We start from the raw sequence: 18,011 nt of genomic DNA on the forward strand, positions 1-18,011 counted from the left end.
TTTTCAGCTCATTCAATCTTGATTTTTTGCAAACCTGTTTTCTTTGAGTATAAATTAGTTCTGAATTTACTATTAGTGGATGCAATTAAAATGTAAATGAAACTGCCCGTATGATTTTTATTTTTTTATTTCCATTAATTTTATCAAAGCAAATACAGCGTAATTAATCATATCAAGGTAATTGGCATCCACACCTTCAGAATCGAATGTTTTTCCGGCATGGTCTTCAATTTGCTTAATTCGTTTTATTCGCATTAAAATAATATCAGTGAGCGAGCTAATACGCATGTCGCGCCATGCTTCACCGTAATCGTGATTTTTATCTTCCATCAGCGATTTTGCTTTTGAAGAATATTTCTCATATAGATCATGTGCCTGTTTTTCGGGCAGGTTTTCGTTTTCAATGCTCGATCCCAGCTCCAGTTGAATAAGAGCAATGACACAATAGTTAATAATACCTATGTATTCTGAACGGATATCGTCATGAATTTTTTGTGTTCCTTTCTCTTCAATGCTGCGTATTCGCTGTGCTTTGATAAAAATCTGGTCGGTTACTGATGGGGTGCGCAAAATCCTCCATGACGTACCATAGTCCTTGAGTTTACTGTTAAATATATCTCTGCACGCGTCAATCACCGAATTATATTGCTCTAATGTTTTATTCATTTTTATTTTGATAATTTAGCATCTTAATTATATTGCAAAAATAAAAGTAGTAATGAATACTTTGCATAAAAATACATTTTTTTCTTCACAAAAATCTATCAATTGCTGTGGAAAACTATTAATACTTGAAAAGCCTGTAATAATGGGCATATTAAATATTACTCCCGATTCATTTTACGACGGTGGCAAATACAGCGCTATCAATAATATTATTGAACATACTAAAATAATGATTGATGAAGGCGCTGCAATAATTGATATAGGCGCTGTTTCAACAAAACCGGGAGCAAAAACAGTAAGTCTTTCTGAAGAAAAAAAAAGGTTACTTCCTGTTGTAAAATTATTATTGAAAGAAATTCCTGAAATTATTATTTCAATTGACACATTCCGTTCCGAAATTGCAAAAGCTGCAATTGAAGAAGGAGCCTGTATCATCAACGATATTTCAGCTGGACAGTTTGATGAAAAAATGTTCACCACAATTGCAAAACTTCAGGTACCTTATATAATAATGCATATACAAGGGACTCCGGAAAACATGCAAGTAGCACCGCATTACAAAAATGTTGTACAGGAAGTGTTGTATTATTTTTCAGAAAAAATAAATCAACTTGTACAGCTTGGAGTGAACGATATTATTATCGATCCGGGTTTTGGTTTTGGAAAAACAGTTGAGCATAATTACGATTTATTAAACCATCTCGATTTTTTCAGAACTTTAAATTTACCAATATTAGCAGGGGTTTCCAGAAAATCAATGATCAATAAAGTTTTGGGCACCAAACCCGAAAGTGCTTTGAACGGAACAACGGTATTGAACACCATGGCATTAATGAAAGGTGCAAATATTCTTCGTGTTCATGATGTTAAAGAAGCGGTTGAAACCGTGAAATTATTCAACGCCTTAAAAAATCCCATTGTATAATTTCGTATTAAAATGTATAACGAAATAATACCTGCTACATTCAAAACTCAGAAACTGTGGCGCACATGGTTAAGTAAAAATCATGATAAAATTGATTTTATCTGGCTTGCTATAAGAAAGAAAGATTCGAAAATAAAATGCATCACATACAGGGAGGCACTTGATGAAGCACTTTGTTTTGGATGGATTGACGGAATGGTAAAAAGGTATAACGATGATTATTTCATTCAACGTTTCACTCCTCGAAAACCCCGCAGTATATGGTCGCAAATAAATAAAGATAAAGTTACAACACTGATCGAATCAGGTAAAATGACTGAAGCCGGAATTGTAAAAATTGAAGAAGCAAAAAAGAATGGTCAATGGGAAAAAGCTTATGGAATAAAAGTTCCGCAGCCACTTCCCGACGACTTGAAAAAAGCACTCAAAGCTACTCCCGGTGCGTGGAAAAATTTTTCAGCATTTGCGCCATGCTATCAGCGTATGTATATTGGATGGATATGCTTTGTAAAAAAAGATGATGCCCGCAAACGAAGAATAGCAAAGGTTGTGGAGTATTCTCTAAAAAATTTTAAACCCGGAACGTTATAGTTTTTGCCTCTAAACAATTTTTCTATATATTTGGCTTTTATATGACACCATTATTCATCACCGATTTTTTAGACATCCGCATCCTTGATGTGATTGATGTGCTATTGGTAACCATCCTCCTTTTCCAGTTATACAAGCTGATCAAAGGCACAGGGGCCGTTAATATTTTTATCGGCATCATTGCAATTTATATTGCATGGGTTGTTGTAAAAGCATTCGAAATGAAACTGCTTTCCGAAATACTAGGACAATTCATCAGTGTGGGTGTTATTGCTCTTATCATTGTTTTTCAACAGGAGATTCGACAGTTCCTTCTTATATTAGGCTCACCAAATTTTCTTAAGAAAGGTACGAAAGGATTGCGTGGATTACGCTGGCAAATGAGCCAGATGGAAGGACTGGACATTGAACCAATAGTGAATGCATGCGAAACGATGGCATCATCATTTACCGGAGCCCTGATCGTTATTTCACGCCGGAACGAACTTAAAGCATATGTTCAGTCAGGAGAATCATTAAACGCAAGTATTTCCAAACAACTTATTGAAAATATTTTTTACAAGAACAGCCCTTTGCACGATGGCGCGGTTATTATCGGAGGAAATAAAATAAAAGCAGCACGCTGTGTGCTTCCTGTATCAGAAAAATCCGACTTCCCTACTCATTTAGGATTGCGACACCGAGCAGCAGCAGGCATTACCGAAGAATCGGATGCGATTGCAATTGTTGTATCAGAACAACGTGGAGAAATTTCTGTTGCTCAAAATGGTGAGTTAACAGTAAATATAAAACCTGCAAAACTTAGGGATTTACTGATAAAAGAATTCCGGTTACATTAATTTTTTTATTTAAGTTATTTACTTCGCTGTCATTAATGGTCATTATCCGTCTGCGGCGGAATCATTCATTGTCAAAATTGCTCACTGTGAACTAAATTTATTTTTCAACTTATGCCTCTTCCGGGATAAATCAACGTGTTTACAAAATTTCCATTTTTACATTTATTATCTAAAATTTGAATATTTATTGTGTATTAACGAGTGCCATCTATGGATAACCTTTGAAGTCTTGGATGGCTTTAAGGGTGGAGTCTTCAAAGGTTTGAGGGTTTGATTATTTTTCTCTACTTACTTTTTGCTTGACCAAAAAGTAACAAAAAGTCAAGAAAATCCGATGCTGCAAACACACATGTATGCACACCCTCGCCGGATTTTCCTGCCAACGCACTTTTTCTGTTGCACAGAAATTTGGTTTGAGTTATTTGTATTTTATTTTGCATAGCATGGCGCCATCATGGGATTATTATTATACCGACAGAAAAGATTTTTGCAAAAATATTTTTTGTTTTCTGTACGGTATAACTCGTTCTAAACAGTTTTGCCTTTACAAACCTGATAAGAACGAGTATAAAAATAAAAAATTTAGATTAAACCGCTTAGGCTTTAGTAATGAGGTTTTGCAGGAATTTGACAAATCTTTAAACAGAGAAAAAAATTTAGGCGAAATAAGAAATAAGCAGAAACTAAAAAATATTGAACGTGGTAGATAAAACAGAAAGCCTGGAAAACCAAGCTTTCTGGATGTATTTTATTTACTTGTTCCTTTTATTTCCTTCCTTCCCCTTTTTCAAGGGGAAGGGCGCTGGCTTTGAGTGTTAGAGGATAGGGTATAAAAAAGAAAACCAAGCTTTCTGTTTTTGTATTTTATTTTTATTTGCACTCGTTACGCTTCGCTAAACGAGCGCGAACCATTGGCGTTTATGCGTGTTATATACCACGCGATACAATCGCGCAGCAGCGGGGGCGCGAACACATTTTAACGAGCACCATCAAGGGCACCAACCGTTTGCGTTAATGCGCGCCATCAGTAGGAGGTACAAGTTTAGGTAATGATCTAGAAAATCTAATTTCAATTTTAAATTCATCCCCTTTTGATATTTCCATTAATGATTTATATTCAAGTAAAGGATTTGATTTTAGCATAAGCTTACTTTCTTTACAAATTTTATATGTAGACAAACATAAATCTTCATCACTAAGAGAATGCATAACGGATTTTAACAACAATGTATCTGAGACGTTTGGTAAAATTTCATGTATTTTTCCTCGATCCATAAACTCAATATCAATAGTATCATTTACCTTTTTTATTTCATTATAATATAACAAATAAAAATTGCTTTCTAATATCTCATCTTCATTGTCACGAACATTTAATATAAGTTTTTTTGAAGTATAATTGTTAATTATTATTTCTAAATAAAATCCTGATAAATTTGATTTATAGTTAATCTTATTATTAAAATAAAAATAACTTTTTATCCAATTAATAATAATCGTATCTTTTTTTATAATATTTCTTTCTATATCTATATTGTTTTTATCTATAACTTTATTATCATTATTACAACAATTTAAAATAATAAATACAAGAAATACCAAAATAACATTAATAAGAATTATAATTTTTTTCATAATATTTATTTTTTATTCTTTTTAAATTCAAATATACCTTCATTATTTTTCGTATAAGTTCCATTTAATTCTTTTTCAATTATTGGTTTCCAATAGTCTAATTCTTTTTGGTTCATTTTGCCAAATTCATCTGCAATATTGCCTATAACATGATTTCTGTATGCTTTAGAAACACCTTTAAAATTTTTATTAATAATTTCCGCATTCAAAGATTCTAATTCTTTAGTTGATTCAGATAACGTTCCTAATGCATCATATGCAGGATCATTTTCTTTTAGAAGATTATGTTCCCATTCATGAATAAGAAGGCTTTTTAAATCATTAGAATTATTTACTTCTATTGGTAATTTATGAGTTTGTTCATTGATTGCTAACCAAAAATCACCTTTATCCATAGTTTCTGCTAAACATCTATCTTCGGCCTGGCCACAAATACCGAAATTCAAATTTTCACCAAATAATTCCTTATTATATGTATTCATTATTCCTCTAAATGTATAAAAATCGCCAGAACTACTACCTCTTGATCCTTTAAGTTCTGTTACATCCTTCGAGTAATAAGAAATTAAAGAATTAACACTTTTCCAATCAATCTTTCCATTTTCTTTATATTTTGATGTTCCTCTAAGACAAAGTCCATAAAATACATCATAAGAACAAGTAATGACCTTTACTGCATTACCAACAGGGACCATAAAGCTAAACAGGCTTATACACTTTAATACGAAAACCCTGTGGTGCTTATAACTATTTGTTTACCAAGCACAGTTCGAATATTCGTACCTTTTGTATAGACACGCTTATAGACACTGCAGGGCTCTAACTGGGTTGACTTTGATTTTATAACGATATATCTGGGTCTTTTCAATATCATTTGGTAAGTTTTTCCATTTAAATTCAATTTCAATAGTGTCTTTAAATATTATGTATTGAAAATCTTTTACCCTTAAATTTGTAAATATAAAATCATCTTTCAAACTATCTGTAGGAATAAAACTATATCGTAAATCAGAAGAATATAAGTACAGTTTAAAAAAAGTGTTAAAAACTATAAATGTATCTAATTTATTTAACCTATAATATCTATCTTCTCTGAATTTGTCTTTTTGGAATTCTACAGTATATTTTGTTATTCCTGTATTATAATCTAAGCAGGTTATTCCTTTATTAAAGTTTACAAAATAATAATTTGCATTTACACTGTCATTATAAAACACAGGGTTCGCAATAATATTACGAAAGCTACCATCATTTACAAATATTCTATTCCATTTACCGCAATTACTGCTAATTTTAATTTCTTTTACATTTGCTTGGAAATTAATATAATTATCACATTTATTTTGGCTACATCCATACAGCAGAAATAAAAAAATTATATACTTGGAATGATTCTCTTTAGTCAATCCAAAACGTACCTTCTTTGAGTTCTTCATAAAATGATCGTTTAGAATAAAAATTATTCATAATGATTGATGCTTTATTTTCAATCAAATATTTTGCCCTTTCACCCCAATATACTTCATCTGTCTTCATTATAGAGTGCTGGCAACCCGCATTAAAAATATGTTCATAGTTTGGATTCTTAAGCCATGATTGCATTAATCTAACATGTTGACTTTCATGCACTAATGTCAGCCCGCCAACAACATCAGTGTATTCTTTATTAGCCATTGTTTCACCAATATCATCAAAAATTGGATATGGCTTATCAGAGGATGATTTTGGTAATAGTATATCGAATTGTAAATAATCTCCTTTTTGCATTGTCGTTGCGTAATTTGTCATATCGGCACCCTCTGATTGCATACTTTTGTATTCTGTAGGAGATACTAATCGTTTCTTACCACTTTTATTTACTGTCCATGGAACGCATTCCCCACCATGCTCTGTCCCTACATCAAAATTTATTGTTGTGGATTCAAACTCTCCACCAATATCATATTGCGAAATAAATTTCTTACCAGCTTCACTTTTTTCCCACTTTTTATATGCATTCATTGCAGTTTTATCATTCTGAAAGGCTGAGCTCTTTTTAATAGTATCACCTAAAATATCATTATATAGATTTGGATTATTTCCAAATGCAACATAAGGAGCTTCAAAAATTCTTGGTTTAGGGTCTAAATTCCATCTTCTACCTAATCTACTATCATACTCCCAATACATAGCTGTAGTATTAGCACCAACAACGCCAGATATTTCATTGTCATTCTCCTGCCCGTTAAAGCCGAACCTGTAACTATTACTGCTAAAATTACGCCCAGGCATAAGCATACCAAAGGGGTAGTAATCCTGTGCGCTGGTAATATCGGCAGTGTAATAGTCAATAGTGGTGCTGTTACTGCTGTGAGGTAGTTTGTGGTCAGACACTGTTGTAAGTACATTCCCTATCCCGATAGCTATCGGGAGGTTGCTTAATTCAAATTGTTTATTGCCTAACATATGGCTAAAATAAGTAGAATTTTTACTTAACGCAAAATTCTTTATTTAAATATAAATTTTCTTAAAAAAATGAAATAAGGTTTTTATTATTTTCTTTTCTCCATGATGAGAAAAGAAACAAAAGAATCTAGGCAAAATGAAGCTTCAGCGCTCTCTAAAATTTTAATAGAATTTTTTAGCAAAGTAACAGCCCACCTGAATTAGCGGGCTGCTTTGCTTAAATTCAAATTAAAATTTTATTCACACTTGCCCTGTCCTCGCCATTTTGCCGGGCTTGCGCGCATTTATCGATTATTGAACTTTTTCTATTTCAAATAAAAAATGGAATGAGTACAATAAACATTATTAGAAACAAATTAATTGCAAGAATGTTTGCTGTTGAAGAACGAGGGACTCCATACGTTGATACTTTTAAGTTTGCTTCTTAATACTGTTTATAAATTTACTCTTTTTATTTGTTTTTAACCTGGAATACTAAAGTTACTGTTTTATTGATATAACCGTATCTTCTTTAATTATTAAGATTTCTTTCCAATACCAATCTATAGGGTTAATATTCTTAATTGTTTTATTTTCCTCCACATTTACTTTTAATAATACCGAACGTCCTCCGCTTAATTTACTACAATTATAAGTCATACCACACATTAAAAGGTCTGTATAATATGCTCTATATTTGGGTATATCGGACAATTCATCTACTATCTGAAATGCATATACATAATATATACCTATTGGTAAGCTAATAATATAGTTACTACCAGCACGAGTTTCAGTACAATATTTTATGGTGGTATCTATTGCATTCACTGCACATACTTTCATTCTTGGACGGTATGTTATTTCGCTCGGGAAATTCACATAACCTTTTATTTTACCATGTGATTTTTTTAAAATATCTGTCTGTGCATGTAAACTAAATGAAATAAATATTAACCCTATAAAAAATGTTTTTCTAAAATTATTCTTCTTTTTTTGTATCATCTGGTTTTGTAGTGTTTGACTCATTATTAATTACACTTTCTATATTTTCTTTTTGCTCCTCTGTCATATCAGATATTGTCCCTTTTATATTTTTTGTGCCCGACCATTCTATATATTGTTCTTCTTCCACAAGATTAATTTTTTGTTCTTTTTTCTTTACTGGGTTATTTGCGGGAAGCAAATCTACCAAACCTTTTGCTTCAGAATTAATTAAAAATTCAAAATGCAAATGTGGAGGAGTGCCTGCTGGTCCAGAATTCCCACTCTCTCCAATTACTTGTCCTTGCTCAATACTACCTTCTTTAACTATTCCTTTATTTAAATGAGCATAAAGTGAAAAAACTCCATTGTCATGTTTAATTATAACTACATTACCATAACCTGATATTGGACCTGAATAAAATACTTCACCTTTTCCTACAGATTTTACTGGAGTACCTATTACAATTCCTACATCTATTCCCCCATGAAATTGTCCAGGATAAAATGGAGCAGATGTTCCAGCTCTGTAATAACCACTCACAATCTTACTAATATTTTTTTCTGATAAAACAATAGATATTGTTTTTTGTACAAGAGGAGTTTTCTGTACAATATCAACTGGTTCAAGACCATCTAAATCAATTGCACAAATAGGTCTATTCCCAGCAAACTGAAACGGAGATAATTCAGGATATTTTCTATCTTTTATAATAATTGGATCTGGAGAAATAAACCTGCAAGCCCTAGTATCATACATTCGCATTCCATAGTCTTGGAAAGAACCTGTTGCACCAAAAACTTCATCATCATTAAGTTTTCCATTAAAGCCAAACTTATAGCTATCACTACTCCAGTTTCTGCCGGGCATTAATTGTCCAAATGCGTAATAATCTTGCGCACTGGTAATATCGGAAGTGTAATAGTCAATAGTTATATTATCGCTTGTATGGGGTATTTTGCGGTCGCTCACTGTTGTAAGTACATTCCCCAAATGGTTATCCTTCTCATATAAAAATTGCGCAGGTATACCTTTCGCCCTAAGGTCTTTCTCAAAAAAATATATGTTTTTTCCTGACTGCATCGGTTTTTATATGTACCAAATTTATACAATAATTACGTTCGCCTTCACCCTTTTATTGCTTTTTTTTTACACTTTTATACAATACCAATATAACTTGCTGCGTTATTATATTAAACAATCTATTCTTTATGTAACAACCGTTACTCATAATTTTCAGAAGTATTTAATATTTAGTAATCCTTAAACACTTGTCAATTATGAGTAAACAAACCGGTTTAATAAAACTAAAAGGTAATATCGGCGGTATTAGCTTTTACAAGTCCGGCGGCGAAGACTTAGCAAGAAGAGCCAACGGACCTTCTAAAGAACGTATTCTCAAAGACCCTTCATTCGTGCGCACAAGAGAGAACAACTCCGAGTTCGGCGGTTGCGCTTTTGCTGCCAAAACCCTTCGCATGGCTCTTATCAGCGTTATCCAAAGTAAAGCTGACCCGAGAGTATCTGCCCGGCTAACACAGATTTTTAAAGAAGTTAACCTTAAAGGCTCCGGTACAAGAGGACAGCGAACCATTCCGCTATCGGCTGCAAGAAGCATCTTAACAGGATTTGACTTTAATATAAAAATGTCTTTATCCCAGGTGTTCAATGCGCCGTATGCTGTTACCAATAATACGGCAAGGAACCAGGGCACTATTACCATTGCCGCTTTTCTTCCTAAAGATTATATCGAAGCTCCATCAGGAGCAACTCATTTCAGGTTATTAGAAGCGATTGGCGTGGTGTCGGATTATGCCGTTAATGTTAATACAGGGCATTATGAGCCTACTGACCCGCTTTTAAACATGATTTCTTCCGTTAACTATTCTGCTGTTACTGCTCTTAATATTACTACCCCTGCAACTTTTACTCTTGCTGCCACACTGCCCGGAGCTACTGCGCCTACTATGACGGCTACTGTTAGCGTGGTGCAATGTTTAGGTATTGAGTTTTTCCAAAGAGTGGGAACGGTTGATTATATGCTTGCCCAAGGCAATTGCATGAAGATTGTAAACGTGTTCTGAGGCTGTTTCATTTGTTTTTGCATTCCGTTGTTGGCGGTTGAGTCCTGTAGCAATACAGGGCTCTTCTTTTTTTCTGCATCATAAAAGAAAGTATTATATATTTGTTGTCATAGATTATTTTATTCTTTCTAATTTTTTCATTACTAAAGGGTCCTGCATCATTTCAGGACTCTTTGTATTATATGCTATAACTCTGCTTCAGTTCTTCCATAATTAAGTTATAAACATGCTATAAGTGATATAGCAAAAATCTATACACTTAACCGACTTATATCGGGCTCATGTCCGACTGATGTACGGCTATAATCCGACTATACATTTATTTTTTAAACGATTTTCTGTTTAACCATTTACTTTTCAGTTTAATTTACTATATTTATTTATATAACCATTTTTTAAAATAAATATTATGAAGTTTAAATTTAACATTACAACCCTTCAGGATTGGTACAATGAAGGTAGTTACTTACTCACAGAAACTATAAATTCAATGAGGACAGAAATTCAGAATAACAATGTTATTATTATCGAACAGCAGTATTCTAATGCTCCTGATGAAGAACTATTAAGGTTTAATTCATTAGAAAGCCTAAATGAATGGATAGATAAATATTTTCCCGATTTAAAGCAAGATTAAAACAAATTGATGCTTTAAAACCTGCTTAGGCAACTCAAAAGCAAGCGGGAAAGGGATTGTCAAGGTTTTTGATAAAAAGTTTTACCCATTAAAAAGCAAAATGATAACAAATAAAAGTTTTTAGCAAAATTCATTTTAACCTTGACTGTGGGCAGCGCTGGCTTAACTTTGCATAAGCAGGTTTTAAAAAATTTCAGGGATTTGTTTTTCACCTTACGCCTGTGGCTTGCGCCTTGTCTGACTGTAAGAAGTAGCGCATAATAACAGCAATGAAAGAAAAAAAAGTAATTGTGTAGGGTTGTTGCTTATATTGTTGGACAAGCAAGCAGGGACAGCTTACTTTATTTTTCTTTGATTGCTACCGCTTTCAGAGCTGCCGCCAGCTCTTTGCTTTTTGGATTTTACTTTATAAAAAGTCAGAAGATTCAAAATACAAAAAGCAAAGTGCTGACGGCTTAGGTCGGTGTGCGCAGGTGTGCGGCTATTTGGCGACAGCCCGTAGTACATAATGCTGCTATGAGACTTACATGCATAATAATAAAAGCTGTTCAGCATGGAAGTTTTATAGCGCCGCATTATGTAAAATAGCTTGGGGCTTTTATTTTTTGGTACTTCGACAGGCTCAGTACAGGCTCATGCTTTTTGTTGCGGGGCGCAACGGATATACAAAAAGCATGACAAAAAATAAAAGCGTTGTGAGACGGATTTGCGGTGGCTGCGGGTGTTTTATCCGGGTCGGGGTATTTTACGACCAGCTTATATGGCGGATGCGGTGAAGGGCTTGGAAGCCCGGGAGCAAAATCTGGCGTTGGCTTTTTATTTTATTCGTGTTTCTTAAAACCAATTCTTTTCCTGTTTGCATGGTCTAATTGCTGCTGCTTGGATTCTTCAAACTGTTTTAAGTATTCAAAAATTAAAATAAATTTATTGTCATAATCGATGAACTTACTTTTGATTTTATCCATTTCTAAAAATAACTCCTTATGTGTTAACAGTACTTCCCGCATTTTATTAAAGACACGAACTAAGTGTATATTTATCTGTATGGCTCTTTCCGTATTCAATACACTGGCAAGCATTAATATTCCATGTTCCGTAAATGCAAACGGGGCAATACGCAATCCCATTATTTCTTTACTGGTACTACCAAACTGCTGACGGAAGTTTTCTAATTCTTCTTTGGTAAATTCAATCATAAAATCTTCAGGGAACCTTTCTATATTACGGCGTACCTGCTCTTTTAAACGCCTTGTTTCTATCCCGTAAAATTCCGCAAGATCCCTGTCAAGCATTACCTTTTTATCTCGTATAAGATATATTTTAGATAAAATAATTTCTTCAGGTATCATGATTTTGTTTTCTGTTTTACTCATATCTATTTTTTTAATGGGACAAAAATAAAAATATTAATTGGGTGTCGCAATTTGCGATACCCAATTTTAACCAAACGGATGATGCTTGCTTAACATGTCTGTAAGGCTGTCCAGCTCCTGTACTTCATAATGCTGTATGCTGTTGATAAGACGATGCCCCGCCATATATTGCACCTGCCTTTTGTCATACATCTTAAGCCAGTACAAAAATACCGATGCTCTTATATGCTGAACATTCCTGATAACGGGATTAAGCCCCCTGAGTTCGCCGAGCAACCAGTTAATAATATTGCTTGTCCGGCTTGCAACAAAAAGACAGGTTTGGTCTATGGGCAGGGCGTTCAGGTAATCGTTAAGAACGATGATCTGTTTTGCTTCTAACTTTAATTCCCTGCTGTTGCTTCTCCTTGTACCGGGTATATACACAGTTCCGTTATTCAGATTGATATGCTGCACTTCTATTTTTCCAAGTTCACCGCCATGCAAGCCCTGCCATACAATAAGTCCTAACATGGATAAGCTGCGCAGGCGGTTTCTTTTGTCTTTGCTGTATTCTGCATATTGGTTGTAAAGGGTTTCAAGGTCGGTGTAGGTTAACGGGTTCTCTGTAATGCGCTGCATCTGTCCTTTTATATGTAAATGCCGTGCAGGATTTATTTCTATAATGCCTTCTTCTTTTAAATGATCATAATACTTGCGTATGCTGCATACCCTGATATTAACGGTTTGTATGCTTAGTTTTTTACTTTTTAAGTATTGTACATATTTTAAAAGTTCATTGTAATTCAGGTGTGCTATATCTGTATAATTCTCCTGTATCGCCCACTGTTCAAAGCGTTCAATGTCTTTTACATTTTCTTCAATGGTGCGAAGCGCAAGACCGCTGTCTTTCAGATAATATTCAAAACTATTGGTGTTCATTGTTGTTATTGAGTTATTAAGAAAATAGTCATTCATTGTCATTGATGGATGTTTGTTGCTGCATTTTGTTCACGATATGGGTATATATCTGTGTGCTTTCTAAACAGCCATGCCCTAAGAACTTTGCTATTTCTTCAATGGGCATACCACTTTGTAAAAGATGTGTAGCTATGGAATGGCGCAGGTTATGCGTGCTAAAGTGTTTTTCTATTCCCGCTCTTTCTCTCATATATGCAAAACGCTGGTAAAAACTATTCATCCGCTTGCCTTCCGTGTTTAAGAAAAAAGCTTCATCATCGGTATTTGTTTTTTTATTTCCAAACTTGTAATAAAATACCGCCCTGTGTTCTAATAAAAACCAGTTGCGCCCTTCTTCAATATATGAACGTATATCTTCCGCATGTTTATTGGCTATTGGGACATAACGCTGTTTGTTGCCCTTGCCTTTGCGTACAAAAACCAATTTCCTGTTCAGATCAATATCACTAATGTTTAATCGTGTGCCTTCATCTTTACGTAAACCACAACCGTAGAACATTGCTATAATCGCCCTGTCTCTTTGTCCCATTGCAAGGCTGTTAAAAGCGGAATGGGGTTCGTAAGTGGATTCGTAAAGTTGTTTTATTTCGGTTTGCGTTAGTATGGTTCTTTCATCTGCTTCATTTATTAATCTCTTTGGTGTAACATCTATAACATGCCGCCCTGTCTGGTTTAAATATCGTGCAAATGTATTGACTGCCTGTAACGCTTTATTGATATGGCTTGCACTTAACCCGCCTCCGTGCATCCGATTTTTTCTTCCTTTTAAATAAAGACTAAAATCGCTGATATGCCTTGATTTTAATTGTGTTATCTGTGTAATGTTTTTCTGTTCCAAGAAGTGTAAAAGTTCCTGCACATGATCAGGCAGGCTGTTGACCGTGGTTTCGGCATAACCTATAATATCAAGCCACTGCTTAAAGTTCTGTAGTAAGAATGTATATTGGGGGGATTTTATTTCAAGATGCTTCATTTTAGTTATGAGTTATGAGTTCGGAGTTATGAGTTTTTTCTATCCCCTTGCTTTCGGTCGTGGGCTTTTTGAGCCGCTGCTTCTTTTCCTTGCTGCTATTGGGTTTTATCGGCTCAGTTGTGCAGTGAGCCGCATTTGAGCCGGTGAGCTGCTGCGCTCTTACTTTGTTTAATGCTTCGTCTAATGCTGTGCTGATACGGCTTTGCAGTTGTTTGTATTCTTCATAGCTTATAATTTCATAACAGTAACTTTTTCCTGTACTCCCCATCAGCAAGCCTTTACCTGCTTTTTCTGTTTTCTTATTTTCTGTATAGTGTTTTATATATCCATTGGTAAATAAATGCAGGTGATGCCGCTTTACCGTGCTTACAGGAATGCGCAAGGCTTTTGATATTTCTTTACTTGTAAACCCTTCACTGTCGTCCGCCACAGGCGGAGTCGTAAGTAGCAAGTCGTTAGTCATAAGTTGTAATTTGCGTTGTTGTAAATATATTTTCAGTTGCTCAAAATAATTCCGGCAGGCTCCGTTCAGTTCATCGCTCTTGCGTAATAATATTTCTTTCATCAGGCTGTTGGCTTCCTGTATATCTTCAAGCGTGGTTTCTATATATACTTCTCCTGTTTCTTCATCTGCTTTTTGTTCCCGCTGGTATTGCTTGTAAAATGTGATGGCTTCTATAAATTGCAAATAATGGCTGTTGGTTCTTCTTGGTTTAAAAACTTCCTGTGGTATCTGTAACATTTCAGCATAAGGATTTCTGATGCTTACAGGCTGCAATATTCTTTGTACATTCTTCATCAGTTCTTTTATCCTGTGTTCTTCTTCAAAGTTTACCGTACCTGCGCTGAGTTTGCGCTGATAATTCATAATTTTTTCGTCTTGTTCTTTGCTTTCATCAAGATAGATAAGGAAGCTGCGGTTTGCATTATCTTCATAAATACTTTCCTGAGTAGTACAGCCTGCTACGCTTACAGGTCCTTCAACAGTTAAATGAACCGTCTTTGTATTTCCTTTGTTGTCCTTTAGTGTTACGGTCTTCGTTATTTTTCTTTTGCTCTTTAGTTCTCTTAATGGATATAACACGCTTTCTGCCCCGTCCAGGTCTTCTATTAAAATAAGTTTGTGTTTTAGTTCCTGCTGACCGAAGTAATACAGGGCGTTTTCGCTTAGCGTGGTTATTTCTATCCTGTCTTCTTCGGGTATCAGCTCGCTTACTTTTTCCTGTAAATAACTTTTTCCTGTGCCACTGGATGCAAGGCTTACAACATGCAAAGGATATTCCCGCTTGCGGCTTGTAAATATTAAATACATCAGCAGCCTGTTATGTTCTTCGCCTATCATCCCTGTTTTTCCTATCAGGTCGTTAGTAGCAAGTAGTAAGTCGTTAGATTTTAAAAAACTTATCGCTGCTTCTTTTTCTTCTTCTGTCAGTATCTTACTACTAACGACTTCGGACTTACGACTATTTTTTATTTCCTGCATCCTGTAATTTTCCAACCGGTTAATAAGTTCTCCTAATACTTTACTCAGATACACAGTGCCTATTTCAAAGCGTTCGGCGTACTTGCGTACAAGTTTTTCTAGTTGTCCGTCGTTGTATAAATCGAGATTGTGCCTGATAGCAATAGTTTTGAACTCTGTTTTTATGGTTACTCTTAACCTGTCCAAGCCTTCAAGCCGTATGCCGCCAAGTATGGCAAAGCTTAGTTGTTCGTACTTCCATGTGATATGTTCGGGGTTTTGGGTGTTCAGTAATTGTTCCATATAATTTATTATTTGCCATTTTGACTATTGCAAAAATAATAATAAATTGTTTATATGACTATCATAATTTATCAAATAAATTATTATGTTGCCCGTAATTCACTTTCTGACTATATTTGTATTGCTTTTCATTTAAAAATTTCTGATGATGCACGTAGGTAAAAACATTAAAAAAATACGGGAAGAAAAAGGACTGATGCAAAAAGAGATTGCCGCCGCCGCAGGTATGCACCCAGCCAACTACAATAAAGTGGAAAAAGGAGAGCGTGAACCTTCTATTGAGGCTTTAGATAAAATTGCAAAGCTGTTCGGTATGACCATTGACCAGCTTATTCATTTTGAAGGTAAGATGCCTAAAGAAGTTACTATTAAAGATAAAACCATTATTGAACAAATGAAGCTTATTCAGGAACTGGATGAAAAAGACAAAGCCGTTATTTTTAGCATGATTGAAACTATGCTTACCAAGAAAAAATTTAAAGACTTCTTTAAAGAAAATGTAAAACAATAATATTAAAGCCCTGCATACGCCGGGCTTTTTTCTTTTCTATTTTTTTACTTTCCCTTCTTTGGTTTTTTTATATTATAATTATCGAAGTTGTTGCATAACTACCTAATTATTTATCTCACTTTTTCTCTTTCCTCTTAAAAGGCTTATGGTAATATAACCCAATACAAATAATAGATGCACCCCTGTAATTATAATATTATAGAACCACCATCCCATAGTTGCCCCACCCTCTTTTATATAGTATAATCCATAATAAAAATAAAAGCTGTATATTAAAAATATAATTAAATTAATAAAGAAAAACAATTTACTGAATTTGTATGAAATTCCAATAAGGGCTAACGCCAAAAAAGAAATTAAATATATTATATTGTCAGCATCCATAATATCCTCCTAATTACCTTTTGTTACTGTTGATTCATCTCCGTTAGTTCTCTCTGTATCGTAATTCTTATATCCTTCCTTTATAGCATTGAATAATAATCCTTTACTTGTTCCGCTTTCAAGGATTTTTAGTATGAAATTTAATTCTTTATTGTAGCTTGCATCTGTATGTTGTTCTATTGGACCCATTTCTTCTTCTGGTATTGAAGTCACATTAATTACATCACCAGTTGCATCATCGCCAGATAATAGGTCTCCTATATGACTAATATTAATATTTTTAGTACCACTATTTGGATAATTTATCCAATTTGATTGATGAGGAGCTATATTTACAGAATATTCAATAATACTGTTATTATTATAAGCAAATCCAATTCCTTCTTTATTTGCTAATTTTAGGATTTCTGTTCTCATGCCTTCCATATAACCCTCTCCATATGCAGAACCTCGACTATGTGTTATTACTTGTAGCTGTTCTGTGATTTTACCATCCTTCATAGTTTCTTTCATTTTATTCCATACAGCTTGAGCATCAACCTTTGCTTGAGTTAGTCCAGCATTTCTTCTAGTATTAGGCCATAACCCTTTATTGCCATCCACAAAGAAAAAATCGCTAGAAAAACGGCTCTTACTTGCACTTGTACCATCAAAATATGACCCCATTTTATACCCTGTTGTAGATGCAATTGTGTTTAAAGTACTTGAACTCCAATATTTTGGGCTTGCTCTTTGATAATCGCCGTCAAAAGTATTCCCATTAATTAAAATTGGAAATTCGCCGTCTTCATCTATCACCCTAATAGGACTATTAAGTGCATAATGGTATGGACTTAAATGTACTAATACATGTTTCTTATCATCTGTTTTTAAAAATCTCCCAATCCTACTATCATAAATTCTTGCACCAAAGTCATAACTTGCGCCATCCACGCCGGTAATTTCATTGTCTTTTAACTTGCCATTAAAACCGTACTTGCTTGCAGTGGGGTTAAATGAACGCCCGGGCATTTCAGAACCAAAAGGATATAGGTCAACAGCGCTGGTAATGTCTGCTGTATAGTAGTCAATAATTCCGTCGGAGTTGTTATCATTGGCGATCTTGTGGTCAGACACCGTAGTTAGTACTGAGCCTAAATGGTTATCCTTCTCATATAAAAATTGCGCAGGTATACCTTTCGCCCTAAGGTCTTTCTCAAAAAAATATATGTTTTTTCCTGACTGCATCGGTTTTTATATGTACCAAATTTATACAATAA

At 34.3% G+C, this 18,011-nt stretch carries 18 protein-coding genes; 6 read left to right on the forward strand and 12 right to left on the reverse strand.

Annotated elements, in window-relative coordinates; genetic code table 11:
* Positions 1–117 precede the first annotated feature (117 nt).
* Positions 118–666, reverse strand: a complete 549-nt coding sequence (locus PKK00_03720; GenBank protein HNW97505.1) for a DUF1599 domain-containing protein — start codon at positions 664–666, stop codon at positions 118–120.
* 52 nt (positions 667–718) lie between these two features.
* Here PKK00_03720 and folP point away from each other — a divergent pair, with 52 nt between their 5' ends.
* Genes folP through cdaA form a run of 3 tightly spaced genes read left to right on the forward strand, consistent with a single transcriptional unit; the run spans position 719 to position 3,021 of the window.
* Complete coding sequence (folP, locus tag PKK00_03725) at positions 719–1,591, forward strand: dihydropteroate synthase (protein HNW97506.1); 873 nt, start codon at positions 719–721, stop codon at positions 1,589–1,591.
* Positions 1,592–1,603: 12 nt separating this feature from the next.
* Positions 1,604–2,182 (forward strand): YdeI/OmpD-associated family protein, encoded by a 579-nt coding sequence (locus PKK00_03730; protein ID HNW97507.1) that lies wholly within the window; start codon positions 1,604–1,606, stop codon positions 2,180–2,182.
* A gap of 41 nt (positions 2,183–2,223) precedes the next feature.
* Positions 2,224–3,021, forward strand: a complete 798-nt coding sequence (gene cdaA, locus PKK00_03735; GenBank protein HNW97508.1) for a diadenylate cyclase CdaA — start codon at positions 2,224–2,226, stop codon at positions 3,019–3,021.
* A 1,011-nt stretch (positions 3,022–4,032) separates the two neighbouring features.
* Here cdaA and PKK00_03740 read toward each other — a convergent pair.
* From PKK00_03740 to PKK00_03765, 6 genes are all read right to left on the reverse strand, one after another.
* Positions 4,033–4,656 (reverse strand): hypothetical protein, encoded by a 624-nt coding sequence (locus tag PKK00_03740; protein HNW97509.1) that lies wholly within the window; start codon positions 4,654–4,656, stop codon positions 4,033–4,035.
* A 5-nt stretch (positions 4,657–4,661) separates the two neighbouring features.
* The gene (locus PKK00_03745) at positions 4,662–5,351 is read right to left on the reverse strand and encodes a hypothetical protein (GenBank protein ID HNW97510.1); all 690 of its coding nucleotides are present in this window, start codon (positions 5,349–5,351) and stop codon (positions 4,662–4,664) included.
* Between the two features lie 105 nt (positions 5,352–5,456).
* Positions 5,457–6,092 carry a hypothetical protein gene (locus PKK00_03750; protein ID HNW97511.1) on the reverse strand — a complete coding sequence of 212 codons (636 nt, stop codon included), beginning with the start codon at positions 6,090–6,092 and terminating at the stop codon, positions 5,457–5,459.
* The gene (locus PKK00_03755) at positions 6,055–7,101 is read right to left on the reverse strand and encodes a hypothetical protein (GenBank protein ID HNW97512.1); all 1,047 of its coding nucleotides are present in this window, start codon (positions 7,099–7,101) and stop codon (positions 6,055–6,057) included. Before PKK00_03755 ends, PKK00_03750 begins: the two co-directional genes overlap by 38 nt.
* 480 nt (positions 7,102–7,581) lie before the next feature.
* Entirely contained in the window at positions 7,582–8,109 is a 528-nt protein-coding gene (locus PKK00_03760) for a hypothetical protein (GenBank protein HNW97513.1), read from the reverse strand.
* Positions 8,063–9,148, reverse strand: a complete 1,086-nt coding sequence (locus tag PKK00_03765) for a peptidoglycan DD-metalloendopeptidase family protein (protein ID HNW97514.1) — start codon at positions 9,146–9,148, stop codon at positions 8,063–8,065. The genes PKK00_03760 and PKK00_03765 overlap by 47 nt, the downstream gene beginning before the upstream one ends.
* A gap of 197 nt (positions 9,149–9,345) precedes the next feature.
* Between PKK00_03765 and PKK00_03770 the strand changes: the two genes are divergently transcribed.
* Complete coding sequence (locus PKK00_03770) at positions 9,346–10,149, forward strand: hypothetical protein (GenBank protein ID HNW97515.1); 804 nt, start codon at positions 9,346–9,348, stop codon at positions 10,147–10,149.
* Between the two features lie 409 nt (positions 10,150–10,558).
* Positions 10,559–10,786 carry a hypothetical protein gene (locus tag PKK00_03775; protein ID HNW97516.1) on the forward strand — a complete coding sequence of 76 codons (228 nt, stop codon included), beginning with the start codon at positions 10,559–10,561 and terminating at the stop codon, positions 10,784–10,786.
* An 821-nt stretch (positions 10,787–11,607) separates the two neighbouring features.
* Here the strand turns inward: PKK00_03775 and PKK00_03780 are convergent.
* The 4 genes from PKK00_03780 to PKK00_03795 form a co-directional block, all read right to left on the reverse strand.
* Positions 11,608–12,159 carry an ORF6N domain-containing protein gene (locus PKK00_03780; GenBank protein ID HNW97517.1) on the reverse strand — a complete coding sequence of 184 codons (552 nt, stop codon included), beginning with the start codon at positions 12,157–12,159 and terminating at the stop codon, positions 11,608–11,610.
* Positions 12,160–12,225: 66 nt separating this feature from the next.
* A complete protein-coding gene (locus tag PKK00_03785; GenBank protein ID HNW97518.1) occupies positions 12,226–13,116 on the reverse strand; it encodes a site-specific integrase in 891 nt (296 codons plus the stop codon).
* A complete protein-coding gene (locus PKK00_03790) occupies positions 13,109–14,092 on the reverse strand; it encodes a tyrosine-type recombinase/integrase (GenBank protein HNW97519.1) in 984 nt (327 codons plus the stop codon). The genes PKK00_03785 and PKK00_03790 overlap by 8 nt, the downstream gene beginning before the upstream one ends.
* Position 14,093: 1 nt before the next feature.
* On the reverse strand, positions 14,094–15,857 hold the full coding sequence (locus tag PKK00_03795) for a hypothetical protein (GenBank protein HNW97520.1): 1,764 nt from the start codon (positions 15,855–15,857) through the stop codon (positions 14,094–14,096).
* Positions 15,858–16,005: 148 nt separating this feature from the next.
* Here PKK00_03795 and PKK00_03800 point away from each other — a divergent pair, with 148 nt between their 5' ends.
* Complete coding sequence (locus PKK00_03800) at positions 16,006–16,368, forward strand: helix-turn-helix transcriptional regulator (protein ID HNW97521.1); 363 nt, start codon at positions 16,006–16,008, stop codon at positions 16,366–16,368.
* 393 nt (positions 16,369–16,761) lie between these two features.
* Here PKK00_03800 and PKK00_03805 read toward each other — a convergent pair whose 3' ends face one another.
* Positions 16,762–17,979, reverse strand: coding sequence for an RHS repeat-associated core domain-containing protein (locus tag PKK00_03805; protein HNW97522.1), 1,218 nt, complete (start codon positions 17,977–17,979; stop codon positions 16,762–16,764).
* Between the last annotated feature and the right edge of the window lie 32 nt (positions 17,980–18,011).

The sequence above is a fragment of the Bacteroidales bacterium genome, assembly GCA_035353855.1.
In the GTDB taxonomy this organism is placed as follows: domain Bacteria; phylum Bacteroidota; class Bacteroidia; order Bacteroidales; family CG2-30-32-10; genus DAOQAK01.

Bases quoted from the DNA above. Each gene is read 5' to 3' on its own strand.
- PKK00_03765 (HNW97514.1), bottom strand. From the start codon at position 9,148: ATGCAGTCAGGAAAAAACATATATTTTTTTGAGAAAGACCTTAGGGCG.
- PKK00_03805 (HNW97522.1), bottom strand. From the start codon at position 17,979: ATGCAGTCAGGAAAAAACATATATTTTTTTGAGAAAGACCTTAGGGCG.
- PKK00_03785 (HNW97518.1), bottom strand. From the start codon at position 13,116: ATGAATGACTATTTTCTTAATAACTCAATAACAACAATGAACACCAAT.
- PKK00_03745 (HNW97510.1), bottom strand. From the start codon at position 5,351: ATGGTCCCTGTTGGTAATGCAGTAAAGGTCATTACTTGTTCTTATGAT.
- PKK00_03755 (HNW97512.1), bottom strand. From the start codon at position 7,101: ATGTTAGGCAATAAACAATTTGAATTAAGCAACCTCCCGATAGCTATC.
- PKK00_03800 (HNW97521.1), top strand. From the start codon at position 16,006: ATGCACGTAGGTAAAAACATTAAAAAAATACGGGAAGAAAAAGGACTG.
- PKK00_03770 (HNW97515.1), top strand. From the start codon at position 9,346: ATGAGTAAACAAACCGGTTTAATAAAACTAAAAGGTAATATCGGCGGT.
- PKK00_03730 (HNW97507.1), top strand. From the start codon at position 1,604: ATGTATAACGAAATAATACCTGCTACATTCAAAACTCAGAAACTGTGG.
- PKK00_03790 (HNW97519.1), bottom strand. From the start codon at position 14,092: ATGAAGCATCTTGAAATAAAATCCCCCCAATATACATTCTTACTACAG.
- PKK00_03720 (HNW97505.1), bottom strand. From the start codon at position 666: ATGAATAAAACATTAGAGCAATATAATTCGGTGATTGACGCGTGCAGA.
- PKK00_03740 (HNW97509.1), bottom strand. From the start codon at position 4,656: ATGAAAAAAATTATAATTCTTATTAATGTTATTTTGGTATTTCTTGTA.
- folP (HNW97506.1), top strand. From the start codon at position 719: ATGAATACTTTGCATAAAAATACATTTTTTTCTTCACAAAAATCTATC.
- PKK00_03775 (HNW97516.1), top strand. From the start codon at position 10,559: ATGAAGTTTAAATTTAACATTACAACCCTTCAGGATTGGTACAATGAA.
- PKK00_03795 (HNW97520.1), bottom strand. From the start codon at position 15,857: ATGGAACAATTACTGAACACCCAAAACCCCGAACATATCACATGGAAG.
- cdaA (HNW97508.1), top strand. From the start codon at position 2,224: ATGACACCATTATTCATCACCGATTTTTTAGACATCCGCATCCTTGAT.
- PKK00_03760 (HNW97513.1), bottom strand. From the start codon at position 8,109: ATGAGTCAAACACTACAAAACCAGATGATACAAAAAAAGAAGAATAAT.
- PKK00_03780 (HNW97517.1), bottom strand. From the start codon at position 12,159: ATGAGTAAAACAGAAAACAAAATCATGATACCTGAAGAAATTATTTTA.
- PKK00_03750 (HNW97511.1), bottom strand. From the start codon at position 6,092: ATGAAGAACTCAAAGAAGGTACGTTTTGGATTGACTAAAGAGAATCAT.